The organism is Rhizobium lentis, from assembly GCF_017352135.1.
Taxonomy (GTDB): Bacteria; Pseudomonadota; Alphaproteobacteria; order Rhizobiales; family Rhizobiaceae; genus Rhizobium; species Rhizobium lentis.
In genome coordinates this window covers 2,235,995-2,261,697 of record NZ_CP071454.1, presented here as the reverse complement: position 1 = coordinate 2,261,697, position 25,703 = coordinate 2,235,995, and the positions used below count along the sequence as shown (strand labels likewise).

The window sequence follows — 25,703 nt, the reverse complement described above, 5'->3', positions numbered from 1 at the left end:
CAGATCTCTGGTCTGCGCAGGGCCTTGACCGGCGGCTGGCGGCATTACCAAAGTTTCATTCAGCTTACCGATGTTTAACTGGGTCTTTCGGGCCTGCTGCCGTAGCTTCCTCAGTGAGGAGACACCTCACGAAAGGAGATACGATGTACCGCAACAAGCTGATACTGGCAGCGCTTTCCTCCGCCTTCGTCTTCGGCGCAGCCGCCGGGACAGGCTTTGCCGCGCCCGGGGACGGTCCTCGCCCGCATCCCGGCATGGGCCGTCCGGGTCCGGCGGCCTTCCGCGAAGTCACCTATATCAGAATGCTCAAGCAGTTCGACACGAACAAGGACGGCAAGGTCTCCAAGGAAGAGGCGACCGCCGGCCTAGACAAGGTCTTCGCAACGATCGATACCAATAATGACGGCTCCCTGACCCCGGGCGAAATCCGCCAGTATCGGGAAGCCCAGATGAAGGCGATGAAGGACGAGCGCAAGCAGGAGGCCGGCGAAAACGAAGACGCCAACGCCGCGCCCGACATGTTGGACAATGACGATCAGGGGCGGCCGCCGCGCGAGGGTCACGAAGGCCGCGACGGACATCACTGGATGCGCCATGGCGGCAACTTCATGCGCGCTTCGATGATGATGCGTCGGGTCGACACCGACGAGGACGGCCAGATTTCCAAACAGGAAGCCGTCTCCGCCTTCGACAAGCTGTTTACACGCATGGACCGCAACAAGGACGGCGTCATCTCGATCGACGACATGCCGGACCGGCCGCTGCTGTAAGTCCGGACGAACCATTGCGCCCCTCTTTTTCCCGAACCGACAGGGAAAGAGACGGCCTGACAATCAAGAGGCGGCGCCCGTGGCGCCGCTACTCCCGATGCTCGTAGAATTCCTGGATGATCTTCCACGCGGCTTCGGCGGTGTCGACGAAGCTGATCAGCTTGACGTCATCCGGCGCGATCGTGCCGAATTCGGCCAAGGCCTCGAAATTGATGATGCTTCGCCAGAAGGCCTCGCCGAAGAGGATCAGCGGCAGGCGCTCCATGCGGCCGGTCTGGATCAAGGTCAGGCATTCAAAGAATTCGTCGAGCGTCCCGAAGCCGCCGGGGAACACCGCGATCGCCTTGGCGCGCACCATGAAATGCATCTTGCGAATGGCGAAATAGTGGAAGTTGAAGCTGAGTTCCGGCGTCACATAGGCGTTCGGGGCCTGCTCGTGCGGCAGCACGATGTTGAGGCCGATTGACGGCGCGCCCTCGTCGGCCGCGCCGCGATTGCCCGCCTCCATGACGCCGGGGCCGCCGCCGGTGACGATGACATATTCCTGGAAATCGAGGCTGGCCGAATATTTCGAGCAGAGACGGGCAAATTTGCGCGCCTCGTCATAATAGACCGACGCCCCCTCGAGATTGGCGCGCTGGATGTCGTTGCGTGCCGCCCAGGCACTCTGGCCGGGAGCGGGAATGCGGGCCCCGCCGAACATGACGACCGTCGAGCGGATGCCGCGTTCGGTCAGCATCATCTCCGTCTTCAAGAGTTCCAGCTGCAGGCGGATCGGCCGCAATTCTTCACGACAGAGGAAATCCTCGTCGACATAGGCGAGCCGATAGGCCGGCGACAGCGTTTGTGGCGTCTTCGGCACGGCTTCTGCGCGCTGCCTGTCGGTCGAACTGCTCTTCAGCGGATCCCATACACCGTCCTTGCGCCGCGAACCGCCGTTTCGTCCCTTCGCCATCTCGAAATGCCTTTCAGTATTGCCAGCACCAACTGCCGGATATGTCGCTATAACGCCTTGAATCCAGGTATGATCTTGTTCGAAAAATCATTCCGTTCTACGGGTGCATGCTATAGAGCAGGACAAACCCACGCCGATCGCACGTCCGGAGACTCCGCCGTCTCCACGATAAAGATCGAAGTTTAAGGAATTCTCATGAGCGCCATCGACCTCGCCTCCCTCGAAAAGATCATCGAAACCGCCTTCGACAATCGCGACAATGTGAACACGTCGACCAAGGGCGAGGTTCGCGACGCGGTCGAAGCGGCGCTCGATCTGCTCGACGCCGGCAAGGCCCGCGTGGCGACGCGCGGCGACGATGGCGCCTGGACGGTCAATCAGTGGCTGAAGAAGGCGGTGCTGCTCTCCTTCCGCCTTAACGACATGGAGGTGGTCAAGGGCGGCTCGGGCAGTTCCACTTGGTGGGACAAGGTGCCCTCGAAATTCGAGGGCTGGGGCGAGAACCAGTTCCGTGCCGCGGGCTTCCGCGCCGTGCCGAACTGCGTCGTGCGCCGCTCGGCCTATATCGCCACGAATGCGATCCTGATGCCCTCCTTCGTCAATCTCGGCGCCTATGTCGGCGAGGGCACGATGGTCGACACCTGGGCGACGGTCGGCTCCTGCGCGCAGATCGGCAAGCATGTGCATCTCTCCGGCGGCGTCGGTATCGGCGGCGTGCTCGAACCGATGCAGGCAGGACCGACGATCATCGAGGACAATTGCTTCATCGGCGCCCGGTCCGAGGTGGTCGAGGGCTGCATCATCCGTGAAGGCTCCGTGCTCGGCATGGGCGTCTATATCGGCAAGTCGACCAAGATCGTCGATCGCGCCACCGGCGAGGTGATGTACGGCGAAGTGCCGCCCTACTCCGTCGTCGTCGCCGGCTCGATGCCGTCGGGCAATGCGACGATGGCGAACGGCCAGCCGGCGCCGCATCTCTACTGCGCCGTCATCGTCAAGCGCGTCGATGAACGGACCCGCTCCAAGACCGGCATCAACGAGCTGCTCAGAGATTGATGACATCAGGACATTGATCCGGTAAACAGACGGCGTCTTTTTACGCGAGGCGCCGCCGCCTTGCCATGTCTTTGCCATTCCCGCCGGATAGTTCGACCGCCATGACCGCTACCGATCCCGTCGCCAATCTGCAGACGCTGATTCGCTGCCCCTCCGTCACGCCCGCTGAAGGCGGCGCGCTCACGGCGCTCGCGGCGATGCTCGCACCGCTCGGCTTTAAAGTCGACAAGGTGACGGCGCGCGAAGAGGGAACGCCCGACATCGAGAACCTCTATGCCCGGCTCGGCAAGGACGGCCCGCATCTGATGTTTGCCGGTCATACCGATGTCGTGCCGGTCGGCGACGAAGCGGCCTGGACGCATCCGCCCTTTGCCGCCGAGATATCGAAGGGCGAGCTTTTCGGCCGCGGTGCCGTCGACATGAAGGGCGGCATTGCCTGTTTCGTCGCCGCCGTCGCCCGCCATATCGAAAAGAACGGGCCGCCCGCCGGCTCGATTTCGTTCCTGATCACCGGCGATGAAGAAGGCCCGGCGATCAACGGCACGACCAAACTCCTGGACTGGGCTGCCGAACGCGGCGAACGCTGGGACGCCTGCCTGGTGGGCGAACCGACCAATCCGGACAGGCTCGGCGACATGATCAAGATCGGCCGGCGCGGATCGCTGTCGGGCAGGATCACCGTGCATGGAGTCCAGGGCCATGCCGCCTACCCGCACCTTGCCGACAATCCGGTGCGCGGGATGCTGCAACTGACTCAGGCGCTGATGGACCCGCCCTTCGACGGCGGTACCGACGATTTCCAGCCGTCGAACCTCGAGGTGACGACGGTCGATGTCGGCAATCCGGCCACCAATGTCATTCCGGCCAAGGCGTCGGCAAGCTTCAACATCCGCTTCAACGACAGCTGGACCGTCGAAACGCTGCGCGCCGAAATCCTGCGGCGGCTCGACGCCGCCGCCGGCAGCGGCCAGCTGCGTCCGGGCCGGGAGCCGGTGAAATACGACATCGTCTGGGCCGATCGTCCGAGCCATGTCTTCCTGACGCGCAACAACGCCCTGATCGCCTCGCTGTCGTCCGCCATCGAACGTGTGGCCGGCCGGTCGCCCAAGCTCTCGACCACCGGCGGCACCTCGGATGCGCGGTTCATCAAGGACCATTGCCCAGTCGTCGAATTCGGCCTCGTCGGCCAGACGATGCACATGGTCGACGAGCGCGTCACTGTTGCCGATCTGGAGACCTTGACGGCGATCTACGAGACCTTCATCGACCGCTGGTTCGCCCATGCCGGGTCTTAAGGAAGTCCAGTATTATCTGGCCGGCCTCTGGCTGCTGATCCGGATGGATCCGCGTGGCTTCCGCTTCCTCGATTTGTCGGAGCGCGGCGTCAACCGCTCGTTCTGGGCGATGGTCTGGTGCCTGCCGCCGATGGGCATTTCCTGGCTCTGGTGGCGACAGGCCTTCCTGCGGTCGATGCCGCCGGAAGCCGATGTCGACTTTGCCTTCTTCATCAGGCTCGGCCTCGTCGAGGTCGCCAACTGGTTCGTGCCACTGGTCTTGGCCGGGCTGCTGCTGCTTGCCTTCCGCATGGGCGAGCGCTTCGCCCCGATCGTCGTCAGCGTCAACTGGCTCTGGGTGCCGCTGTCCTATATCAACGGTGTGCTGCTGGCACTGGTGTCCTTCCTGCCAGGCACCGTCGGCTTCGTCTCGCTGCTGCTGCTCGCCTTCATGCTGGCGCAGGTCTTCGTGCTGGCGCGCATCCTCAGGATGATCTGCCACGATCACGCGCTGATGGTCGGCGCGCTGACGCTGGTGCTGCTGGTGCCATCGATGATCCTGTCGGAATATTTGCAGCACTTCCTCGGCATCTACCCCGCCTGAGCGACCTTATGACGGATCGTCGTCGTTTTGGTCGGCCGGCCTGCGGCGGTCGGTGATCACCTCGGGATAATCCACCTGCAGGAAATAGAGCCCTTCCGGCGGCGCCACCGGGCCGCAGGCCTTGCGGTCGCGCGCCTGAAGCGCCGCCTCGACATCATCGGGCGTCCATTTGCCTTCGCCGGCGAGCTTCAACGTGCCGGCGAAGGACCGGATCTGATTGTGGAGGAAGCTCTGCGCCGTGGCGCGGATCTCGATCAGCTCGCCGTTTCGCGTCACGTCAAGCCGGTCGAGCGTGCGCACCGAGCTGTTTGCCTGGCAATGAGCGGAGCGGAAGGTGGAAAAGTCGTGGCGGCCGACCAGCCTCTGGGCGGCGGCATGCATGACCTCGTGATCGAGCGCCTTCGGCACCCACCAGGCCTTGCCGGCGTCGAGCGCCAGCGGCGCCCGGCGGCTGATGATGCGGTAGAGATAGTGGCGCCTGAGGGCGGAGAAGCGGGCATCGAAGAAGTCGGGCACCGCCTCGACGTCGAGAATGGAGACACGCTCGCCGGCAAGCCTCAGATGTGCGTTCAGGGCGTTCTGCAGCTTGTAGGGTGACCAGCCCTTGGAAAGATCGGCATGGATCACCTGTCCCATGGCGTGGACGCCGGAATCGGTGCGTCCGGCGCCGCGGATCGACACCGTCTCGCCGGTCAATGACAGCACTGCGGCTTCAAGCGCGCCCTGCACCGACGGGCCGTTCTCCTGCCGCTGCCAGCCGACATAGGGGCCACCGTCATATTCGACGGTCATGCGGAAACGCGGCATCAGGAAAGCCTCGTGCCGGCGCCGAGCGGCGTGCCGCGGAGGAAATCCGCCGCGGCCAGCGGCTTGCCGCCTGCTTTCTGCAGCCGTGTCAGCCGCACGGCGGCGGTAGCGCAGGCGACGACAAGATCGTCGGTCAGCAACTGTCCCGCAACGCCCCGCCCTTCCGTGAGCTCGGATCCCAGCACCTTCACCCGTTCCGGCCGACCGCTGATCTCCAACTCGAACCAGGCGCCGGGAAACGGCGCAAGGCCGCGGATATGGTTGTGCACCTCTAGCGCTGGCTTGGCGAAATCGATGCGCGTCTCGGCCTTGTCGATCTTGGAGGCATAGAGCACGCCCTCTTCCGGCTGCGGCGTCAACGGCAGGTCGTTCATCTCCAGCTTCACCATGGCTTCCGCCATCGCCTTGGCGCCGACCTGCATCAGCCGGTCATGCAATTCGCCTGCCGTCATGTTCGGGCCGATCTCGACTTCGCGGGTCAGCGCGACTGCGCCGGTATCGAGACCCTTGTCCATCTTCATCACCATCATGCCGGTCTTATCGTCGCCGGCCATGATTGCCCGCTGGATGGGGGCGGCACCCCGCCAGCGCGGCAACAGCGAGGCATGGCCGTTGTAGCAGCCCTCGCGGGTGCCGTTCAAAATCGCCTCCGGCAGCAGCAAGCCATACGCGACGACGACAGCGACATCGGCATTGAAGGCGGCAAAGCGCTGGCGCTCCTCCGGGGCCTTGAAATTGACCGGTGTGAAGACCGGCAGGCCGAGCAATTCCGCCGCCTGATGCACCGGCGATTTCTGCAGATCGAGCCCGCGCCGGCCGCCCGGTCGCGGCGGCTGGGTGTAGACGGCGACGATACTGTGGCCGGCATCGACGAGCAGGCGCAGGGTCGGAACCGAGAACTCCGGCGTTCCCATGAAGATGATGCGAAGAGACATACTATCTCGCCAGTTGAGGATCAGCCGTCTTCAAACGGGTTTACGAGCTTGAGATCAAGCCCTTCGAAATCTCTGGTGTTGCGGGTGGCGAGCGTCGCGCCGTTCGCAAGGCAGATGGCGGCGATCATCGCATCCTTCGTTTCCACCGGCCGTCCCGCCTTTCTGCGCGCCGCAGCGAGGAGGCCGTAACGATTCGCCGCACTAAGCGAAAAACCGAGTATGCGACCAGAAAATTCGGATTCGATCCGGTTGAAGTCGGAAATCAATGCTTTCTTTCGCCTGCCGTCATCAAGGAGTTCAAGCCCATAGCGCATTTCCCCCACGGAGATCGTTGTCAGAAAAAGCGTCTCGACGTCGTAAGCGTCTAGCCAGTTCAATACCCGCTCGCTATGGGTTCTTCCCTGCAATTCGGAAATTACGTTGGTATCAAGGACGATCATTTGTCGAAACTTGGCGGTTCCCGATCACGTTCATGGCGAGACGCGGCGATAGCCTCTACTTCGTCATCGCTCAATCTTTCCTCTCCCATCAGCGATCTCAAGCGCCGCCCCGCGGGTGCTCCCGAGCGTTCCGCCGCGATCTGACGGCGGATGATTTCGATCGCCTCTTCTGAAAGGCTGCGGCCATTGCGCTGGGCACTTTCCTGAAGCTGCCGCTTCATCGCTTCCGGAACATCTCGAATAAGCAGATCGCCCATCCGCACCTCCACTATGATATCGGTGATATCATAGTGCCTTACGGGCGCATATTCAAGGCTTCCTCAGAGCGCCTTCGTCTTCGCCGCCTTGGTGAACTTCTTGATCACCATCTCCCGCTTCAGCCGCGAGATATGATCGATGAAGAGCACGCCGTTCAAATGGTCGATCTCGTGCTGCAGGCAGGTGGCGAGCAGGCCGTCGGCTTCCACCAGCTGTTCCTTGCCCTCGCGATCGAGATATTTGACCGACACGACAGCCGGGCGCTCGACCTCGGCATAATAATCCGGGATCGACAGGCAGCCCTCCTCATAGACCGAACGCTCGTTGGAAGATTTGACGATCTCCGGATTGATGAAGACCTGCGGCTGCTTCTCCTCGCCCTCGCGCGACACATCGATGACCAGCATGCGGCGCGGCACGCCGATCTGGATCGCAGCAAGGCCGATGCCCGGCGCGTCGTACATGGTGTCCAGCATGTCGTCGGCAAGACGCTGAAGGTCGGCGTCCACCCGCTCGATCGGCTTGGAGAGCTGGCGGAGAAGGGGATCGGGAAGAATGATGAGTGGCTTGATGGTCATGGCGTTCCCATAACCCATCTTTTCCGACTATGGAATTATCCGGCGGGCGGGGAAGGCGCTTTTTTCCATCCCCGCTCCGAATTTCGCCATAGAGCCTCACGCGGCCCGGCGGGCGGCGGTGACGGCATGGCCCTCCGGGCGGGCGCGGAAGCGGCGCAGCAGTTCGATCAGCTTCTCCACCTCGCCGTTGAGGCGGCGGGTTTCGGCCGAGGTGTGCTCGACCATGCCCGAATTCTGCTGGGTGATTTCGCCCATGCTGCGGATCGCCACGCTGACCTCGTTGACCCCGGTTGCCTGATCGCGGGCGGCAGCGGCGATATCGGCGACGAAGCGGTTGATGATGTCGATGCGGCTGATCATGTCGCTCAGCGCCTCGCCGGTGCTGGAGACGATGCCGACACCCTCATTGACCTGGGTCGAGCTCTGCGAGATCAGGTTCTTGATCTCCTTGGCGGCTTCGGCAGTGCGCTGGGCGAGTTGGCGGACTTCCTGGGCGACGACGGCAAAACCCTTGCCGGCATCACCGGCGCGCGCTGCCTCGACGCCGGCATTCAGCGCCAGAAGATTGGTCTGGAAGGCGATCTCGTCGATGACGCCGATGATCTTGGAAATTTCCGTCGAGGATTTCTCGATCCCGGCCATCGCCGAGACCGCGCTGGTGACGAGTTCACCGGAATTCTTCGCCTTCTGCTGCGTCTCGCGCACCGCGTCGGAGGCCTTCTCGGCATTGGCAGCCGTCTGGCCGACGCTGACGGAAAGCTGCTGCAGGGCGGCCGAACTCTCCTCGACGCCCGCTGCCTGCTGGGCGGTGCGCAACGCCAGGTCGTTGGTCGCGTTGGAGATGGCGTCGGCGCCGTTCATGATCTGGCCCGAGGTGTCGCGCACGGACGCGAAGGACTGGCGAAGGGCCTTGACGGCACGGTTGTAATGCTCGGCCATCTGCTTGAAATTGCCGGGCAGGTCGGACGGCAGAGTGGCTTCGAGATCGCCGTTCGACAGCGCTTCGAGACCGCGGCGCAACTCTTCCAGCGCCATCGCCTGATCGGCTTCGGCCTGGGCCCGCTGCTCCTCAACGGCCCGGCGCTTGGCTTCAAGCGTCTCGAGATAGACCGAGATCGAATAATCCATGTCGAGCATGCCCGATTTGATGACTGCCGACAGTTTCTCGGCGAGCTGCCTGCCTTGCTGGCGCGCGAAGACCGACGGCCATTGCTTCTCCATGATACCCTTGACGAGTTCGGACAGAACAAGCGCATAGCCGCCGACATACCAGCGCGGCTCCAGCCCGATGCTGGCGTGCGTCCGGCCGACCGCGGTCACGCCGTCGACATAGCGCTCGTCGAAGGTGCCGCTGGCGAGATTGGCCCAATGATCCTGCTGGCGCTTCTTGGCATGGGCGACATGGCTCTTATCGGCGAAGAAGCCCGAGACCGCGGGGGTCCTGGCGACCTTGGCGTAAAATTTATCGAGGGCGGCGCCGATCAGCTCCGAGATGACCGGGCTGAGATCCCGCATCGACCGGCGCGCCGCCTCGTCCAGTTCGATGAAATCGAGGCGCTGCCTGAGAGCATTGTCGGTCTGCTGGGATGTCATGGTAATCTCTGTGATTGGCGCAACGGCGCGGGAGGGAATTCTACGCAACAGATTTTGGCGAATATGGTTGAGCAATGGTTAAGTCGGCGGCGATTTTCCGCATCGGCGACGAAAAAGGGCGACACAGAAGATATTGGGGACCGCCGATTCTGTTCCCGTTTTGATCTATATATTGCCGCATCTTCTGTTATGGTTGCGGCATGACCGTCCATTCCGAATCGCTCGCCCTTTCCGTCGCCTCGATCAGCCCGGCCATGCTGGCGCTTGCCGGCGGCCTTTTCGTCGCCCTCGTGCTTTTGATGATCATTCTGCTCTTGCGCGGCGCCAGCCATCGCCGCGAGCAGGCGGAGGAGGCGCGCCTGCGAGCTGGCGAAAGCGAGGCGCGCATGGCCGAGCTTTTGAAGGTCCAGGCGGAGATGCAGGGCCGCATCGCGGCCATGGCCGAGGTTTTCGGCGCGCGGCAGAGCGAACTCAACCAAGCGATCAGCCAGCGCCTCGACGGCATGTCGCAGCGCGTCAACTCGACGATCACCGAGCAGACGAAGTCGACGCATGAGAACCTGCAGCGGCTGCAGGAGCGGCTGGCGGTCATCGATGCCGCACAGAACAATATCCAGACGCTCGCCAAGGACGTCGTCGGGCTGCAGGCCATTCTTTCCAACAAACAGACGCGCGGCGCCTTCGGCCAGTCGAGGATGGAGACGATTGTCGCCGACGGCCTGCCGATGGGCGCCTATGCCTTCCAGCAGACGCTCTCGAACGGCTCGCGGCCGGACTGCACGATCCGCATGCCGAACGGTGCGCCGCCGCTTGTCATCGATGCGAAGTTCCCGCTCGAAGCCTGGAACGCGATCCGCGATGCCGGCAGCCCCGAGGCCGGCAAGATCGCCGGCCAGCAGTTCCGCCGCGACATGGAGATCCACATCCGCGATATTTCCGAGAAATATCTGATTCAGGGAGAAACCCAGGATACGGCCTTTCTCTTCGTACCATCGGAATCGATCTTCGCCGAGATCCACGAGAACTTTGAGGCGCTGGTGCAGAAGGCGCACCGCGCGCGCATCGTCATCGTCTCGCCGTCGCTGCTGATGCTGTCGATCCAGGTCATCCAGGCCGTGCTGAAGGATCAGCGCATGCGGGCGCAGGCGCATCTGATTCAGGGCGAGGTGGCGATCCTGATGGACGATCTCGGCCGGCTCGACGAGCGGGTGCGCAAGCTGCAGGGTCATTTCGCCATGGCGCAGAAAGATATCGACATGGTGGTGACGTCAGCAGACAAGCTCACCAAGCGCGGCGCCAAGATCGAGGCGCTGGAATTCGAGGCAGGCGGCGACGCCAAGCCCGCCCGCGACAGCGAGGCTCCGGCCAAATCCGTGGAAAGCCGTACCGGCCTTCTCAAGCTTCGGGTGGTTGACGAGGAGTAACCGCTTCGGGCAGTGTCTCGCGCGCATTCTATCAAAGGATTGGAGCATGATATCGCCCGATGCTCCAAAGGACGGGACATCCTCATGATTACAGTTTTCGGGTCCATCAACATGGACCTCATCGCCACGACGGAGCGCCTGCCGAAGCCCGGTGAGACGGTGGCCGGCAACGGTTTTGCCACTGCTGCCGGCGGCAAGGGCGCCAACCAGGCGCTGGCAGCGCGCCGCGCCGGCCGCTACGTGCATATGGCCGGTGCCGTCGGCAAGGATGCTTTTGCCGCCGATGCTCTTGCCCTGCTTGATGAGGCCGGAACCGATCTCTCCCTCGTCAAGCATGTCGACGGTCCCACAGGAACGGCGCTTATCCTGGTCGGCGGCGACGGCGAGAACATGATTGCCGTGGTGCCGGGCGCCAACGGCCTGGTCGCGCCCGCGGACGCGGAAACCGCTATCGGCCGCATGAACGAAGGCGACATACTGATGTTGCAGCTTGAGGTGCCGGTCGCAGCCGTCGAACGCGCGCTATCGGCCGCACGCACCAAGGGCATCACCAGCATCCTCAACCTCGCCCCCTTGACCCCCGATGCATCGCGTCTCGGCCGGCTGGCCGATATCGTCATTGCCAATGAGACGGAGTTCGAGCGGCTTGCCGGACAGACCGGCATGGACGCAGGAGCGCGCGAGGCAGCGCTTGTCCGCCTGTATCAGGAAACCGGGCAGACGCTGATCGTGACGCTCGGCGGCGATGGCGTCATAGCCATCCGGGACGGCGCCATTTCACGGGCGCAAGGGCTGGCGATCGACCCCGTCGATACGGTCGGTGCGGGAGACACCTTCTGCGGTTATTTCGCCGCCAGCCTCGATGAGGGCCTTGACTTTCCGGCGGCGCTGCGGCGCGCGGCAGTTGCCGGTTCACTTGCATGTCTCAAATCAGGAGCGCAACCGTCGATTCCTTTGACTGGGGAAGTCGCAGACAGAATATAGCCTGGCCTGCCTGCGAAACGTCGCCAGATGTCCTTCAATTCAATGGGGGATTCCTGCGGTTTTGCTCGTATAAACCACTTAAGTTTCACTCAAATTTAATAGGTCTCCGGCGATCTTCCCAGCGATCGCCGGATCCTCGCGCATGCGGAATCCACGGCTGATGCGGCTGCTTCATGACGGAGCCATGCCTTCGCCCCTGCGCCGAAGAATGCCCGTTCGGCGCATCCTTGCCTGAGGAACCCATGTTCATTTTTCGCATGAAATCGCTTGCGGCGAAACTTATCGCCATCACCGGCATCGCCATCGCACTTGTTCTCATCGCTTCGAACTTTTTCCTCATAGGGCAGACCCGGGCTCGCGTTCAGACGCTGACGATGGATCAAGCCAATATCGAGGCAAAGTCGATCGCCAATGAGATCGCCGCCAATGTCGGCGAACTCGCCAGCGCTGCACGCAGCATGTCAGGTGTCATCGGCCGAGCCCACGATGGCAAGTCGCTCGATCGAAAGGGCATGATCAACGTGCTGAAAGCCAATCTGGAACAGAATGCCTTCGCCTTTGGCAGCTGGTTCTGCGAGCAGCTTGGCGCCCTGGATGGAAAGACGACCGAGATCGCCAACAACAATGACGAGGGCACCAACAAGAACGGCGCCTTCACGCCCTATTGGTCGAAAACCAAGGATGGCGGCGTCCAGTATTCGACCTTCGACAATGATTATACCGCTGAGTGGTGGAAGCTTGCTGCCGACAGCGGCAAGGGCGCGATCACCACGCCCTACATGGCCGAGGGAACCGACGTACCAACGCTGCTGACCTCCATCGCCTATCCCGTCATGTCGGGCGGCAAGATGATCGGCGTCGGCGGCGTCGACATCTCGCTGAAGTCGCTGACCGATAAGCTGCAGGCGCTGCACCCCTTCGGCTCCGGCCGTGTGACGCTGCTGTCGCAGGCAGGCAATTGGATCGTCGCGCCGGTACCCGAGCTGATGACCAAGCAATATGACGGCGAGGGCGCCGACGTCGTCAAGGCGGCGCTGTCGACCAAGCAGCCCGGCCTCGTCAAGAACCTCAGCTATGACGGCCTCGACCCCTTCGACCGCGTCGTCTATCCATTCGAAGTCCCCGGGGTCAACGCCACCTGGGTCGTGCTCGTCGACGTCCCGCATGCAGTGATCAACGCGCCGGTGCAGGCCCAAACCTACATGATGATCGTCACCGGTCTGATCGTGCTCGGCGCGGTGATGCTGGCCCTCTATTTCGCCGTCCGCTCGTTCGTGCAGCGGCCTCTCGGCAGTCTTGTCGCCAGCGTCAAGGCGCTCAGCGATGGCGAATATGCAGAACCCATCGCGGCCCAGGACCGTACCGATGAAGTCGGTTCGGTCGCAAAGGCGCTCGAAGGCTTCCGCTTCAAGCTCGCCGACAGCCAGCGCCTCGAAGACGAGGCCACTCACCAGCGGCAGGTCGCCGAGACCGAACGCAGCCGCTCGGAATCGGAACGGCAGCAATCGGTGTCGCTGCAGCGTCACATCGTCTCGATCGTCGGCGCCGGACTCTCGGAATTGTCGCAGGGCAATCTGGGTTACCGCATCACCGAAGAGTTCCCCGGCGAGTACGGCAAGCTGAAGCAGGACTTCAACGCCGCACTTGCAAGCCTCGAAGAGACCATCCACACAATGAACCTCAGTGTGATCAATATCGGCGCCGGCACCGGCGAGATCAGCAACAGCGCTTCCGACCTCGCCAAACGCACCGAGCAGCAGGCGGCAAGCCTGGAAGAGACGGCGGCCGCGCTCAATGAGCTCACCGCCCAGGTCGATTCCAGCGCCGAGAATGCACGCACGGCCGCCGACAACGTCAATCTCGCCTGCCAGGATGCTGAGAAATCGGGCGAAGTCGTGCAGAAGGCCATCGCCTCCATGCAGGGGATCGAGCAGTCTTCGACCGAGGTTTCGCGGATCATCGGCGTTATCGACGAAATCGCCTTCCAGACGAACCTCCTGGCGTTGAACGCCGGCGTCGAAGCCGCACGCGCCGGGGAAGCCGGCAAGGGTTTCGCCGTCGTCGCCCAGGAAGTGCGTGAACTCGCTCAGCGTTCGGCCAATGCCGCCAAGGAGATCAAGACGCTGATCAACACGTCAGCCGTCCAGGTCAAGGAAGGCGTCGATCTCGTCGGGCGCGCCGGCGGCACGCTGCACAAAATCGCCGAACAAGTTATGGGCATCAACAGCCTCATCCGACAGATTTCGGCATCGGCCAGCGAACAGGCGGTCGGGCTCAAGGAAATCAACCAGGCCATGAACCAGATGGACCAGGTGACGCAGCAGAATGCGGCGATGGTGGAGGAAGCGACCGCCGCAAGCGTCGCCCTCAACGACGAGGCACAGACGCTGAAGGCGCTTGCCACACGCTTCCGAGTCTCCGGCTCTAATAACGCGACAGCGCTCGCTTCCATGGCGAGGCAGATGCGTGCCCCGGCCGCGGCCCCCTCGCATTTCGCACCCGCTCCTGCCGTCCGCCACGCTGCCGCCCCGGCGATACGCCGCGCCGCAACCGTATCGCAAGGCTCAGCCGCCGCGGCTCAGGACAACTGGGAAGAGTTCTGACCATTCCGTCCGTGATAAATGAAAGAGGCGCCTGAGAAATCAGGCGCCTTATTTCGTTCTGCTATGGATGCGGCTCAGGCAGCGTTCGACGTCTGCTCCTCGTTGAGGAAGGCGTAGATCGCCGAGGCGGAATCGGTGGCCCGCAGTTTTGCAACCAGGTCATGATCGCGCAGGACGCGGGCGATGCGCGACAGGGCTTTGAGATGATCGGCGCCCGCGCCCTCCGGCGCCAGCAGCAGGAAGACGAGGTCGACCGGCTGGTCGTCCAGCGCTTCGAAATCGACCGGCTGCTCCAGACGGGCGAAGATGCCGACGATCGAATGAATGTTCACCAGCTTGCCGTGGGGAATGGCGATACCGTTGCCGACGCCGGTCGAGCCCAGGCGTTCGCGTTGCAAGATGACGTCGAAGATCTCCCGTTCGGAGAGGCCGGTGATCCTCGCGGCTCTTGCCGCCAATTCCTGAAGCAACTGTTTCTTGGAATTTACTCTGAGGGCGGGAATGATCGCATCCTGATGGAGCAAATCTGCCAATGCCATTTCTTTTTCCTTCTGTCGCCGGGATCAGATGAAGCAAGGAGCGACGGCGATACCGCCGCTCACCACCCTGATCTCAGCCTTTGATATTGGCCGAATCGATCCAGCCAATATTTCCGTCGTGCCGACGGTAAACGATATTCAGATGTTCCTTGCCGGGGCTACGGAATAGGAGAAGCGGCTCGTCGGTCATGTCGAGCGCCATCACGGCGGTGGCGACCGACATGGTCTTCAGCTGCTTCGTGCTTTCAGCGACGATGGCCGGGGCGAAATCGTCGGGGACTTCATCCTCGTGATCAGGAACGGAGTCCATAACTGTGTAGGAGACTTCTGCAAAACCATTCAGGTGGTTACCGGCATGATGGTCCTTCAGCTTGCGCTTGTAGCGACGCAGACGCTTCTCGATGCGCTCGGAAGCGGCGTCGAAAGCAAGCTGCGGATCCGTCGCTTCGCCGGCGGCATGCAGCACCACCCCGCTGTCGAGATGAAGCTTGCAGTCTGCCGAAAAACGGGAACTCGCCTTTTCCACGGTGACCTGGCCGGAATACCCTCCGTCGAAGTATTTCGTGATGGCCATACCAATTTGGTCCTCGATCTTTTGACGGAAGGATTCACCAATTTCCATATGTTTCCCGGATACACGCACGCTCATGGAGTTTCCCTTCTTATGGTCGTTTGCGGGTATCAGTTTACGCCAAGCCTCGGGTTCATCCAAGCACTTCGCGCAATCTCAAGCAAGATCGGCGTGGGCCTGCGGGCCCTCGGCGCCCTTGGGATGATGGGGATAACTTCAAAAAGCCGTTCACGGCTTCGATTGCGGCGGGCTTCTAGCCAGAGGTTACCGAAAAGTCAATAGGGCCGCATATCGACACCGGATATGCTCGCACAAGGTGCGGCAAATCCCTTGCGGAAAACGCCTTCCAGCGATTTCCCCCTTCATCACGTCGCGCGTTGCACGCCTGCGTTGCGCACCCCCGGGTTGCCGGGATCGCCATGGCGATGACGCCGAGAAATGACGCAGCCCAGTCCGATGCAGGCCGTCGGCCGCCGGCACGGCAGGATCAAGCCTCTGGTCTTGCCGAAAACCGCGGCACCTGCACAACGGATGGTCGCCAGGATGATGGCAAGCTGGGCAAACAGGTTTTCCCCAAGACCGCCGAGCATTTCGACGCCGATGACGAGGCAGAAGCCGGCAGCGTCAGAAGCCCGCGACCTTGGCGAGCGCCCGCTTCTCACGGCGGCGCTGGACCGAGGAAGCAATGTTCATCGCTTCCCGGTATTTGGCAACCGTGCGGCGGGCGAGATCGACGCCGCCTTTCTTCAGCATTTCGACGATATCGTCATCGGAGAGCACCGCGTCGGGGCTCTCCTGCATGATGAGCGTGCGGATCTTGTGACGCACGGCCTCGGCCGAATGGCTGTCGCCGCCTTCGACGGCGCCGATCGACACGGTGAAGAAATATTTGAGCTCGAAGAGGCCGCGCGGCGTCAGCATATATTTATTCGAGGTGACGCGGCTGACCGTGGATTCATGCATCTTGATCGCCTCGGCCACCGTCTTCAGGTTCAGCGGCCGCAAATGGTCGACGCCGTGCAGCAGAAAGGCGTCCTGCTGGCGCACGATCTCGCTGGCCACCTTCATGATGGTCTTTGCCCGCTGATCGAGGCTGCGGGTCAGCCAGTTGGCGCTCTGCAGGCACTCGGAAAGAAAGGCGTGATCCTCGCCGTTCTTCGTTATCCGGGAAAAATAGGACTGATTGACAAGGACGCGCGGCAGCGTATCCGGATTGAGCTCGACCAGCCAACCACCCTCCGCGGAGGGTCTGACGACGACATCGGGCATGATCGCTTCGGAAACACCCGTCTCGAAACCGCTGCCGGGCTTCGGATTGAGCTGGCGGATTTCGCCGAGCATGTCGAGAAGGTCTTCCTCGTCGACGCCGCAGAGCCGCTTCAGCGTGGCAAAGTCGCGCCGCGCCAGGAGTTCGAGATTTTCAACCAGCGCCTGCATGGCAGGATCGTAGCGGTCCTTCTGCTTGAGCTGGATCGCCAGGCATTCGGCGAGGCTGCGGGCGAAAACACCCGGCGGATCGAGCGTCTGGAGGGCGGCAAGCACGTGTTCGACCTTGGCAAGACTGGCACCCAGCCGCTCGCCGGTCTCGACGAGATCGGCCTGCAGATAGCCGGCATCGTCGAGCTGATCGACGAAATTCTGCGCGATCAGCCGGTCACTCGTATCGGGCAGGACGAAGGGGATCTGCTGGGTGAGATGGTCGCGCAGCGACACCTGGCCGGCGACGAAATCGTCGAGATCGTAATCGGCGCCCTCGGCGCTGCCCGGCATCGACTTCCACTGACCGACGAGTTCCGGTGCGTCAAGTCGCTGCGGTGCACTGTCATCGGGAAAGACATTGGTGTAATTGGCGTCGAGCTCGTCGGTCAGCCGGCTGCTGCTGTCGCTGCCGCCATTGTCGTACCATTCGCTGGAGAGCGCCTCGGCACGGTTGTCGGCGCCGTCGTCCGAGCCGGCGTCCTCCGGTTGGCGGCCATACTGGTCGTCGTCGCTTGCCGCCCGTTCGTCGCCCGCCTCGCCGTCGTTCGACGGAAATTCGAGCAGCGGGTTCTTCTCCACTTCCTGAGCGATGAACTGGGTCAGCTCGAAATGCGTCATCTGCAGCAACTGGATGGACTGCATCAGTTGCGGTGTCATGACCAGGGACTGGCTCTGGCGCAGGAATAGATTGGCGGACAGTGCCATGACGGACGCGAAACTCCCCTCGATTCCTCCGGGAAACCGCGTCCAGTTAACGCTTCAGGCCACGGAAATCCAACTTGGCCCAAAAATTGCTTTTTTATCTCATTTGGTCAAGCGGAACTACGCGGGAAGGTGAATTTCAGGAGATCAGAGGCTGAATTTGTCGCCGAGATAGAGCCGGCGCACTTCCGGGTTGTTGACGATGTCGTTCGCCCGGCCATGGGTCAGCACTTCACCGGCATGGATGATGTAGGCGCGGTCGATGAGACCGAGCGTCTCGCGCACATTGTGGTCGGTGATGAGAACGCCGATGCCGCGCGCCGTCAGATGATGGACAAGATTCTGGATGTCGGCGACCGAGATCGGATCGACACCGGCGAAGGGCTCGTCGAGCAGCATGAAGGTCGGGTCGGTCGCCAGCGCTCGCGCGATTTCGAGGCGGCGTCGCTCACCGCCTGAAAGGGCGACTGCTGCACTCTTGCGCAGCTTCTGGATATGAAATTCCTCCAGCAGCTCGTTCAGCTTCTGCTCGCGCGCGGCCTTGTCCTTGACATGCACTTCGAGGACGGCGCGGATATTTTCTTCCACCGTCAGCCCGCGAAAAATCGAGGCTTCCTGCGGCAGGTAACCGACGCCGAGGCGCGAGCGGCGGTACATCGGCATGGTCGTGACATCGTTTCCGTCGATCTCGATCGTGCCTTCATCCACCGGCACGAGGCCGGTGATCATGTAAAAACAGGTCGTCTTGCCGGCGCCATTCGGGCCGAGCAGGCCGACGGCCTCGCCCCGGCGCACCACCAACGACACGCCGTTGACGACACGACGAGTCGCATAGGTCTTCGTGAGGCCGCGTGCGATCAGCGTTCCCTGGTAGCGGCTCTTGTCGGCGGCACCCATAGCTTGTGGCCCGGGCTGACCGAACATGGTGGATAGCGATGATAATTTCACGTGGGAGGCCGGTTCAGTTCTGCTTCTGCGCGTTCGGCTGCGATTTCGGATCGAGTTGAATCTGGACACGCCCGCCGCAGCTTTCAAGCTCCGCCTGGCCGGTTTGCATGTGAACGGTCAGCTTGCAGCCGGTGAAGACGTTCGGCCCGTCCGACAGAATAACCTTGTTTCCCTGATCCGCCGTGAGGATGAATGTCTGCGAGGCCATGTCGAAGCTGCCGTCATCCGCCGTCGCCGTCTGCGTGCCCGAGACCAGGTAAACTTTGTCCGTCACCAGGATCTTGTCGATGTCAGCGCTTCCCGATGCCAGCGAGGCCGACTGTTCCGGCTTCGCCTCGGGTTGGGCGGCAGCGCCGGCGCCCGATTTTGCCGCCTTGTCCTTGTAATAGACGGTCATCTTGCCGGACTGCAGCGTGGTCGTGCCCTGGACGACCTTGACGTTGCCGGTGAAAAGGGCGGTATGCTCCTGGTCGTGGATCTCCAGCTTGTCGCTTTCGATCTGAATCGGCTGATCGTTGGAAAGCTTCATGCCGGACATGGTCGTCGACTGAGCGCCCGCGCCCGAGGCCGTCAGAATAAGGGCAAATGCGCCGGCAGCGAATGCTATGCCAGTCTTGCAAGCTGAAATGCGACAATCTTTTGTCATGGGTGACCCGGCTGTTAAGTGCCCTGTTTATGAATCGTGGATGGATCGACATTCATGCGAACATTCCCCTCGAATGTGATCACGCGCCCCTTATCGGTTATCTCAAGCGTCTGCGCAACAATGGAGGCATTGTCCTTGGTGATGGTGACGGGGTCGTCGCTTCGCATGTTTCCGCCCTTGATGTCGAGCCGGGCGGACTGAAACTTTGCGTTGAGGCCGCTGCTCAGCACCAGGGTGAAGGGCTCGGTCATGTGCAGGTTGTCGGTGGCGCGATTGTAATCGGCAGTCGAGGCGACGACGCGGGCAATCAGGCCGTCATTCATCGGCACGGCGGCCTTGATGGTCTCGAGCGTGATGAGATCGGGATTGCGGATATCCTGCAGCGCCCTTTCGGCAAGCATGGAATAATTGACGCCGTCGGAGTTGCGCCCGGATATCGCCGGCTTTTCCATCACGACCTTGCCGTTCTCGATCTTGGCGCCTTCGAGCTTGATGTTCTCCGGTAAATAGGCCCGAACCACAGCTACACCACCGACGATCGACGACACGACAAGCGCTGCCACAGGCAACAAGATCTTAAGCCGCCGCACGCGGGCGGAATGGAACAACGCATCGCCATAGGCGCTTTTGCCGGACCCTGCATAGGCGGCATTCCCGTTGTTCTTCAGGGTATCGAGCATAGGCCTCGTCCATGTGCGGTGATCGCCGCGCTTCGATAACAAAGCCGGCCGCAATCACAGTTCGTTTCGCATTATTACATTGGCTTGCCAATATGGAATTTTTTCTGCAACAAGCAACAAAACGGAAAAACATCAAAAAGTGGCACTCATAAGCGCCGCTGCCACCCATCTCACCGGATCGATCGGCGCGAGGCCGACACCGGGTCAGTGCTGGAGGTTTCTATGGACAGTTCGATCATTGCGGATCGCCGGCGGCTGCGCCGCAAGCTCGGCTTCTGGCGCATCCTCGCCGCGGCCCTCATTGTGGCGCTCGGATTCGCCTTTTACCGCTTTGCCGTCGGCGATGCCGGCACGGCAAGCCCGCATATCGCCCATGTGACGATATCGGGGCTGATTGTCGACGACGACGAGCTGCTGGAGCGGTTGAAGAGGGTCGAGACCAGCGATCAGGTCAAGGCCGCGGTGATTTCGATCTCCTCGCCCGGCGGCACGACCTATGGCGGGGAAAAAATCTTCAAGGCGATCCGTGCCATATCAGCCAAGAAGCCGGTCGTCTCCGACGTGCGCACCTTGGCCGCCTCCGCCGGCTACATGGTCGCCACCGCCGGCGATACGATCATTGCCGGCGACAGCTCGATTACCGGCTCGATCGGCGTCATCTTCCAATATCCGCAGATCCAGCCGCTGCTCGACAAGATCGGCGTGTCGCTGCAGGAGATCAAGTCCTCGCCGCTGAAGGCCGAGCCCTCACCCTTCCACGAGGCGAGCGAGGAGGCCAAGGCGATGATCCGCAACATGGTGCTCGACAGCTACAACTGGTTCGTCGATCTGGTCGCCGACCGGCGCAAGCTGCCGCGCGACGAGGTGCTGAAACTCGCCGACGGCACGATCTACACCGGCCGGCAGGCGCTCACGGCCAAACTGATCGACACGATCGGCGGCGAGGCGGAAATTCGTGCCTATCTCAAATCGCGCGGCATCAATGCCGACCTGCCGATGGTCGACTGGGACAAGAAGAGCAATACGCCTTTTCTGCTCGCTGGAGCTGTTTCACGGTTGATTGCTATCTTTGGTTATGATGATCTCGTCAGAGGCCAGGATATCAATGGAATCCTGCCCCCGAAGTTGCTTCTTGACGGGCTGCTTTCAGTTTGGCAGGTTGGCCACGATTGATAAGAAATCAATAATTTAAGGGGGCGACTGTGATCAAGTCCGAATTGGTGCAGATTGTTGCGGCACGCAACCCGCATCTCTATCATCGCGACGTCGAAAATATCGTCAACGCGGTTCTCGACGAGATCACCGATGCACTGGCTGCGGGCAACCGCGTCGAATTACGCGGCTTCGGCGCGTTTTCGGTCAAGAACCGCCCTTCCCGCTCCGGCCGCAACCCGCGCACCGGCGACACCGTCTTCGTCGAGGAGAAGTGGGTTCCCTTCTTCAAGACCGGCAAGGAATTGCGCGAGCGGCTCAATCCCGGCCAGGCCGACGAAGAGGATTGAGCCGTACCAGGCGGCCTGCGGCGAAACCGCACTTGAACTTGAAGAGCGTTTTCCTATTCTGCTAGCGCATCGACCCGAAAATCGGAATCGATTTTCGGGTCGATGCATATAACGGCACCCTTTGCCCATCTTGAAAGATGTGCGGGCGCAACCGGCGCGTGGAGACCTCAAATGGCCAAGAAGATCGTCAACCTGTTGATTCTGCTGCCACTCGGCGTCATCCTCATCGTCTTCTGCGTCGCCAACCGGCAAAGCGTCACGCTCGCTTTCAATCCGTTCCGGCCCGACGATCAGGTGCTTGCGGTTTCGGCGCCCTTCTTCGTCTTCCTGTTCATCGCGCTGATATCAGGCATGCTGATCGGCTCGGCCGCCACCTGGTTCAGCCAGGGCAAGCACCGCAAGCGCGCCCGCACCGAGGCCAAGGAAGCCATCCGCTGGCAGGGCGAGGCCGACCGCCACAAGAGCCGCGCCGAGGAAATCGCCGGGCAGCTTCCGGCCCGGTAAACCGGCTCGACATTCGCGCACGATCAGAGCGGGAAAAAGCTTAATTCCTCATAGTCGCCCTCCGGCGACGCGCCATTGCCGGTCACCTCGAAGCCGTGTGAAAGGTAGAAAGCCTTCGCCCGCCGGTTGTTCACCAGGCATTTCAGCCGGTACTTATGCTGCGGCCATTCCGGCAGCGCCTGGAGCAGCGCCGTGCCGGCGCCGCGGCCCTGGATTCCGACCTTATATAAAGCATGTGAATGAAATCGTCCTCCGGCCAGAGCGACAAGAAGCCGGCAAGGCTGCCATCGGCATGCTCGCAGACGAAGACCGTCTCACCATTGGTATGGGCGGAAAAATCCTCGTGATGGAATTTACCGGGATCGACCCAGACGAATGTCTGGCGCCGCACGGAAAGATAGATGTCCGCGAGCATTTCCTGGTCTTCCGCCCGCGGCGGCCTGATGGTCCATGTCATGATGTCGGCTTAAACCAAGCTCCTGTCCGCGCCAAGCCGCACCCACGCCTTCAGCCCTCAATCAACGGCCATTTTTGCGACGACGGCAGCATTGAAATCCGAGAAGAAGCCTTCGGCGAGCCGCTGCGAGGTCGAATCCAGCAGGCGGGCGCCGAGCTGGGCGAGCTTGCCGCCGAGTTCGGCCCTGGCGCGGTAATGCAGGATCGTCTCGACGCCGCGGTCCTCGAGCACGACATCGGCGCTGCCCCTGGCGAAGCCGGCAATGCCACCCTTGCCTTCGGCCCACAACGTGTAACTTTTCGGGGCATCAATATTCGACAGCGTCAGCAGTCCATGGAAGGTGGCCGACAGCAGGCTGAACTTCACCTTGATCGTCGCCTCGAAAACATCGGGCGACAGCTGCTCGATGTTCTGGCAGCCCGGAATGCAGCCGCGCATGATCTCGGGATCGTTCAGCGCCGCCCAGACCATGTCGCGCGGCGCGGCGATACGTTCTTCGCCGGTGAAATCCATTCGATAGCTCCATCTGCGATTCGCCCATCTTATCCCAGCGGGAAAGCGCTTTGCCAAGCTGGAGGAGAATGTTATCCGGCGGACTTGCGATCTGGGCGAGCGAGGAATTGACCGTGCGGCATTCTTCAACGGACCTCGTCCTGCGGTGGGCAGCCCATAGGCCGGAGCCTCGAAGGGCACGTCAGGACGAGGCTCTCTCTTGAGCCGCGGTCCGAATCCATACCTTCGACGCCAGCCACAGCTATCTGGTGATAATCGGCTGCCTGCACAGGCATCCGAGGGCTTGAAATAAAAGCTGCGCGGGGAGAACCTGTTTCAAGGCTTGGTCGGCGCAGTTGATCCGGCGCGGTCTTCTGGGCTAGAGGACGAAAAACCTAGAAAGACACCTCCGACAGAGACGCGGAAGAGCACATTGAAACAAAGAGAACGCCGGCCGGGCCAGAAGAAGACAGCCGGTCCCTCCGGTGAGAGCCGCAGGGATGATCGGGCGGGCCGGCCGCCGAAGCCGGCCGCGCGGCCCGCGGCTGGCCGCGAGACGGTACGCGAGACCGCAGCCCCGGCCCCCGTCAGCCGCCCCCTGATGACACGAACCGGCGAGCGTCCGATCGAGCGCGTGCCGGTGATCCTTGAATCGCTTGGAGCCGGCGACTTCCATCTGATCGACAGCGGCAATGGCCAGAAGCTGGAACAGTACGGCCCCTATCGGATCATCCGGCCGGAAGCCCAGGCGCTGTGGCGGCCGTCGCTGGCGCCCCAGATCTGGGAAAAGGTCGACGCCGTCTTCACCGGCGATACCGACGAGGAAGGCACCGGTCGCTGGCGTTTCCCGAGGGAGGCGCTCGGCGAAACCTGGCCGCTCAATCTGCTTGGCGTCGATTTCCTCGGCCGCTTCACCTCGTTCCGGCATGTCGGCGTCTTCCCCGAGCAGATCGTCCACTGGAGCTGGATGAAGGATCAGGTAGAACAGGCCGGCAGGCCGCTGAAGGTGCTGAACCTCTTCGGTTATACCGGTGTGGCTTCGCTGGTCGCTGCCGCCGCCGGCGCCGAGGTCACCCATGTCGACGCGTCGAAGAAGGCGATCGGCTGGGCGCGCGAAAACCAGGCGCTCGGGCGCATGGAGAAATTGCCGATCCGCTGGATCTGTGAGGATGCGATGAAATTCATCCTGCGCGAGGAACGCCGCGGCAGCCAGTACGACATCATCCTCACCGACCCGCCGAAATTCGGCCGCGGTCCCAATGGCGAAGTCTGGCATCTCTTCGAGCACCTGCCGCTGATGCTCGACATCTGCCGCGAGATCCTGTCGCCGAAGGCGGTCGGCCTGGTGCTGACGGCCTATTCGATCCGCGCCAGCTTCTATTCCATCCACGAGCTGATGCGCGAGACGATGCGCGGCGCCGGCGGTGCGGTCGAATCCGGCGAACTGGTCATTCGCGAGGCCGGCACGGATGGCCGGACTGCGGGCCGGGCGCTTTCCACCTCCCTCTTTTCCCGCTGGGTGCCGCAATGAGCAAAGACTTCCACGATCAGGGACCGCGCAGGGTCGGACAGGTGAAGGAAGTCACCTCGCTCGCCAATCCGATCATCAAGGACATCAAGGCGCTGACGAACAAGAAGTCGCGCGAGGAAAGCGGGACTTTCCTCGCCGAAGGGCTGAAGCTCGTCATCGACGCGATCGAACTCGGCTGGACGATCCGCACGCTGGTCTATGCCAAGGCGGCTAAGGGCAAGCCGCTGGTCGAACAGATGGCGGCAAAGACCGTCGCCTCTGGCGGGCTGGTGCTCGAAGTCAGCGAAAAGGTGATCGGCTCGATCACCCGGCGCGACAATCCGCAGATGGTCGTCGGCATCTTCGAGCAGCGCTGGACGCCGCTCAAAAATGTTCGCCCGCAACAGGGTGAGACCTGGGTGGCGCTCGACCGGGTGCGCGATCCCGGCAATCTCGGCACGATCATCCGCACGGCGGATGCGGCCGGGGCTTCCGGCGTCATTCTGGTCGGAGAGGCAACCGATCCCTTCTCGCTCGAAACCGTGCGGGCCACGATGGGCTCGGTTTTCGCCGTTCCGGTCGCACGCGCAACGCCGGAGGAATTCATCGCCTGGCGGAAATCGACCGGCGTTTCCGTCATCGCCACCCATCTGGCCGGCGCCGTCGATTACCGCACGATCGACTACCGGAAGAAGCCCATCGTGCTCCTAATGGGCAACGAACAATCCGGCCTGCCGGACCAGCTCGCCGGGCAAGCCGATGCGCTTGCCCGGATTCCCCAGCAGGGTCGCGCCGATTCCCTGAACCTCGCCGTCGCTACCGCCGTCATGCTTTTCGAGGCGCGCCGCCATCTCCTCTCACTTGCCGAGGGCAAATGACCGAACCGACGCATGCACGCCCCGCGCTGTTTTCGCGCCCGGTGCCGATCTTCTTCTTCATCGTCGCCGCCGTTCTCATCGACCAGGCCGTCAAGATCGCCGTCGATCATTACCTGCCGCTGCAGGAAGCCGTGCCCGTCTTCCCGATGCTGGCGCTCTACCGCACCTATAATCTCGGCGTCGCCTTTTCGATGCTGTCGGGCATGGACGGCTGGTTCATCGTCGGCATGCGGCTCCTCATCGTCGCCTTCGTCATCTGGCTCTGGTACCGCACGGCAAAAGACCGCTGGCTCGCCCATCTCGGCTATGCGCTGATCATTGCCGGGGCGATCGGCAATCTTGTCGACCGCTTTGCCTACGGGCATGTGATCGACTACATCCTCTTCTACACCGAAAGCTGGTCTTTCGCGGTCTTCAATCTCGCCGACAGTTTCATCACGATCGGCGCCGGCTGCGTCATACTCGAGGAGCTGCTGCTGCCGAAAAAGGCCGGCCGCTAAAATCTTATCGAATT

General features: G+C 62.1%; 27 protein-coding genes and 2 pseudogenes. 13 read left to right on the top strand and 16 right to left on the bottom strand.

The genetic code is table 11. The annotated features are described in order from the left end of the window. Positions 1–143 precede the first annotated feature (143 nt). Entirely contained in the window at positions 144–770 is a 627-nt protein-coding gene (locus J0663_RS10880; RefSeq protein ID WP_207244380.1) for an EF-hand domain-containing protein, read from the top strand. 88 nt (positions 771–858) lie between these two features. Here J0663_RS10880 and J0663_RS10875 read toward each other — a convergent pair whose 3' ends face one another. Further along, complete coding sequence (locus J0663_RS10875; RefSeq protein ID WP_207244379.1) at positions 859–1,725, bottom strand: LOG family protein; 867 nt, start codon at positions 1,723–1,725, stop codon at positions 859–861. A gap of 195 nt (positions 1,726–1,920) precedes the next feature. On the opposite strand from J0663_RS10875, the gene dapD reads away from it, so the two are divergent. From dapD to J0663_RS10860, 3 genes are all read left to right on the top strand, one after another. Continuing rightward, the gene (dapD, locus tag J0663_RS10870; RefSeq protein WP_207244378.1) at positions 1,921–2,781 is read left to right on the top strand and encodes a 2,3,4,5-tetrahydropyridine-2,6-dicarboxylate N-succinyltransferase; all 861 of its coding nucleotides are present in this window, start codon (positions 1,921–1,923) and stop codon (positions 2,779–2,781) included. A 101-nt stretch (positions 2,782–2,882) separates the two neighbouring features. Next, the gene (dapE, locus tag J0663_RS10865; RefSeq protein ID WP_207244377.1) at positions 2,883–4,076 is read left to right on the top strand and encodes a succinyl-diaminopimelate desuccinylase; all 1,194 of its coding nucleotides are present in this window, start codon (positions 2,883–2,885) and stop codon (positions 4,074–4,076) included. After that, the gene (locus tag J0663_RS10860) at positions 4,063–4,659 is read left to right on the top strand and encodes a hypothetical protein (protein WP_207244376.1); all 597 of its coding nucleotides are present in this window, start codon (positions 4,063–4,065) and stop codon (positions 4,657–4,659) included. Before dapE ends, J0663_RS10860 begins: the two co-directional genes overlap by 14 nt. Before the next feature lie 6 nt (positions 4,660–4,665). Here J0663_RS10860 and truA read toward each other — a convergent pair whose 3' ends face one another. The 6 genes from truA to J0663_RS10830 all read right to left on the bottom strand — a co-directional run bounded on the left by truA (position 4,666) and on the right by J0663_RS10830 (position 9,270). Next, on the bottom strand, positions 4,666–5,466 hold the full coding sequence (truA, locus tag J0663_RS10855) for a tRNA pseudouridine(38-40) synthase TruA (protein WP_207244375.1): 801 nt from the start codon (positions 5,464–5,466) through the stop codon (positions 4,666–4,668). Next, positions 5,466–6,401 (bottom strand): methionyl-tRNA formyltransferase, encoded by a 936-nt coding sequence (gene fmt / locus J0663_RS10850; RefSeq protein ID WP_207244374.1) that lies wholly within the window; start codon positions 6,399–6,401, stop codon positions 5,466–5,468. The genes truA and fmt overlap by 1 nt, the downstream gene beginning before the upstream one ends. A gap of 20 nt (positions 6,402–6,421) precedes the next feature. Then, complete coding sequence (locus J0663_RS10845; RefSeq protein ID WP_207244373.1) at positions 6,422–6,841, bottom strand: type II toxin-antitoxin system VapC family toxin; 420 nt, start codon at positions 6,839–6,841, stop codon at positions 6,422–6,424. Continuing rightward, a complete protein-coding gene (locus J0663_RS10840; protein ID WP_064707788.1) occupies positions 6,838–7,098 on the bottom strand; it encodes a FitA-like ribbon-helix-helix domain-containing protein in 261 nt (86 codons plus the stop codon). The genes J0663_RS10845 and J0663_RS10840 overlap by 4 nt, the downstream gene beginning before the upstream one ends. A gap of 63 nt (positions 7,099–7,161) precedes the next feature. Continuing rightward, the gene (def, locus tag J0663_RS10835; RefSeq protein WP_207244372.1) at positions 7,162–7,677 is read right to left on the bottom strand and encodes a peptide deformylase; all 516 of its coding nucleotides are present in this window, start codon (positions 7,675–7,677) and stop codon (positions 7,162–7,164) included. Positions 7,678–7,773: 96 nt separating this feature from the next. Then, on the bottom strand, positions 7,774–9,270 hold the full coding sequence (locus tag J0663_RS10830) for a globin-coupled sensor protein (RefSeq protein WP_207244371.1): 1,497 nt from the start codon (positions 9,268–9,270) through the stop codon (positions 7,774–7,776). Positions 9,271–9,470: 200 nt separating this feature from the next. Here J0663_RS10830 and J0663_RS10825 point away from each other — a divergent pair, with 200 nt between their 5' ends. The 3 genes from J0663_RS10825 (at position 9,471) to J0663_RS10815 (ending at position 14,281) form a co-directional block, all read left to right on the top strand. After that, positions 9,471–10,694, top strand: coding sequence for a DNA recombination protein RmuC (locus J0663_RS10825; protein ID WP_207244370.1), 1,224 nt, complete (start codon positions 9,471–9,473; stop codon positions 10,692–10,694). An 84-nt stretch (positions 10,695–10,778) separates the two neighbouring features. After that, positions 10,779–11,678 carry a ribokinase gene (locus J0663_RS10820; protein WP_207244369.1) on the top strand — a complete coding sequence of 300 codons (900 nt, stop codon included), beginning with the start codon at positions 10,779–10,781 and terminating at the stop codon, positions 11,676–11,678. A gap of 242 nt (positions 11,679–11,920) precedes the next feature. Then, complete coding sequence (locus tag J0663_RS10815; RefSeq protein WP_207244368.1) at positions 11,921–14,281, top strand: methyl-accepting chemotaxis protein; 2,361 nt, start codon at positions 11,921–11,923, stop codon at positions 14,279–14,281. A gap of 74 nt (positions 14,282–14,355) precedes the next feature. Here the strand turns inward: J0663_RS10815 and ptsN are convergent, their stop codons facing one another. The 7 genes and pseudogenes from ptsN to lptC form a co-directional block, all read right to left on the bottom strand. Next, complete coding sequence (gene ptsN / locus J0663_RS10810) at positions 14,356–14,820, bottom strand: PTS IIA-like nitrogen regulatory protein PtsN (RefSeq protein ID WP_003570770.1); 465 nt, start codon at positions 14,818–14,820, stop codon at positions 14,356–14,358. Between the two features lie 73 nt (positions 14,821–14,893). Further along, positions 14,894–15,469, bottom strand: coding sequence for a ribosome hibernation-promoting factor, HPF/YfiA family (hpf, locus tag J0663_RS10805; protein ID WP_207244367.1), 576 nt, complete (start codon positions 15,467–15,469; stop codon positions 14,894–14,896). A gap of 381 nt (positions 15,470–15,850) precedes the next feature. Then, positions 15,851–16,011, bottom strand: a pseudogene (locus J0663_RS10800) (EamA/RhaT family transporter); the annotation flags it as partial. Between the two features lie 4 nt (positions 16,012–16,015). Beyond that, a complete protein-coding gene (gene rpoN / locus J0663_RS10795) occupies positions 16,016–17,575 on the bottom strand; it encodes an RNA polymerase factor sigma-54 (RefSeq protein WP_207244366.1) in 1,560 nt (519 codons plus the stop codon). A 144-nt stretch (positions 17,576–17,719) separates the two neighbouring features. Next, positions 17,720–18,496: an LPS export ABC transporter ATP-binding protein gene (gene lptB / locus J0663_RS10790; RefSeq protein ID WP_207244478.1), complete on the bottom strand. Its 777-nt coding sequence runs from the start codon at positions 18,494–18,496 to the stop codon at positions 17,720–17,722. A 37-nt stretch (positions 18,497–18,533) separates the two neighbouring features. Beyond that, positions 18,534–19,166, bottom strand: coding sequence for an LptA/OstA family protein (locus tag J0663_RS10785; protein ID WP_207244365.1), 633 nt, complete (start codon positions 19,164–19,166; stop codon positions 18,534–18,536). Between the two features lie 14 nt (positions 19,167–19,180). After that, positions 19,181–19,846 (bottom strand): LPS export ABC transporter periplasmic protein LptC, encoded by a 666-nt coding sequence (gene lptC, locus J0663_RS10780; protein ID WP_207244364.1) that lies wholly within the window; start codon positions 19,844–19,846, stop codon positions 19,181–19,183. A gap of 222 nt (positions 19,847–20,068) precedes the next feature. Here lptC and sppA point away from each other — a divergent pair, with 222 nt between their 5' ends. From sppA to J0663_RS10765, 3 genes are all read left to right on the top strand, one after another. Then, positions 20,069–21,019, top strand: a complete 951-nt coding sequence (gene sppA / locus J0663_RS10775) for a signal peptide peptidase SppA (RefSeq protein ID WP_207244363.1) — start codon at positions 20,069–20,071, stop codon at positions 21,017–21,019. A 29-nt stretch (positions 21,020–21,048) separates the two neighbouring features. After that, positions 21,049–21,348, top strand: a complete 300-nt coding sequence (locus tag J0663_RS10770; RefSeq protein ID WP_003544934.1) for an integration host factor subunit beta — start codon at positions 21,049–21,051, stop codon at positions 21,346–21,348. A 171-nt stretch (positions 21,349–21,519) separates the two neighbouring features. Beyond that, positions 21,520–21,852: a LapA family protein gene (locus J0663_RS10765; RefSeq protein ID WP_207244362.1), complete on the top strand. Its 333-nt coding sequence runs from the start codon at positions 21,520–21,522 to the stop codon at positions 21,850–21,852. Between the two features lie 23 nt (positions 21,853–21,875). Here the strand turns inward: J0663_RS10765 and J0663_RS10760 are convergent. Both J0663_RS10760 and J0663_RS10755 read right to left on the bottom strand, forming a co-directional pair. Beyond that, positions 21,876–22,309: pseudogene (locus tag J0663_RS10760) on the bottom strand (GNAT family N-acetyltransferase). Between the two features lie 57 nt (positions 22,310–22,366). After that, positions 22,367–22,822: an SRPBCC family protein gene (locus J0663_RS10755; RefSeq protein WP_207244361.1), complete on the bottom strand. Its 456-nt coding sequence runs from the start codon at positions 22,820–22,822 to the stop codon at positions 22,367–22,369. A gap of 412 nt (positions 22,823–23,234) precedes the next feature. Here J0663_RS10755 and J0663_RS10750 point away from each other — a divergent pair, with 412 nt between their 5' ends. The 3 genes from J0663_RS10750 to lspA are packed head-to-tail and all read left to right on the top strand — an operon-like array spanning position 23,235 to position 25,689. After that, the gene (locus J0663_RS10750) at positions 23,235–24,332 is read left to right on the top strand and encodes a class I SAM-dependent methyltransferase (protein ID WP_207244360.1); all 1,098 of its coding nucleotides are present in this window, start codon (positions 23,235–23,237) and stop codon (positions 24,330–24,332) included. Further along, positions 24,329–25,189 carry a TrmH family RNA methyltransferase gene (locus J0663_RS10745; RefSeq protein ID WP_207244359.1) on the top strand — a complete coding sequence of 287 codons (861 nt, stop codon included), beginning with the start codon at positions 24,329–24,331 and terminating at the stop codon, positions 25,187–25,189. Before J0663_RS10750 ends, J0663_RS10745 begins: the two co-directional genes overlap by 4 nt. Further along, positions 25,186–25,689 (top strand): signal peptidase II, encoded by a 504-nt coding sequence (gene lspA, locus J0663_RS10740; protein ID WP_207244358.1) that lies wholly within the window; start codon positions 25,186–25,188, stop codon positions 25,687–25,689. Before J0663_RS10745 ends, lspA begins: the two co-directional genes overlap by 4 nt. Positions 25,690–25,703 lie beyond the last annotated feature (14 nt).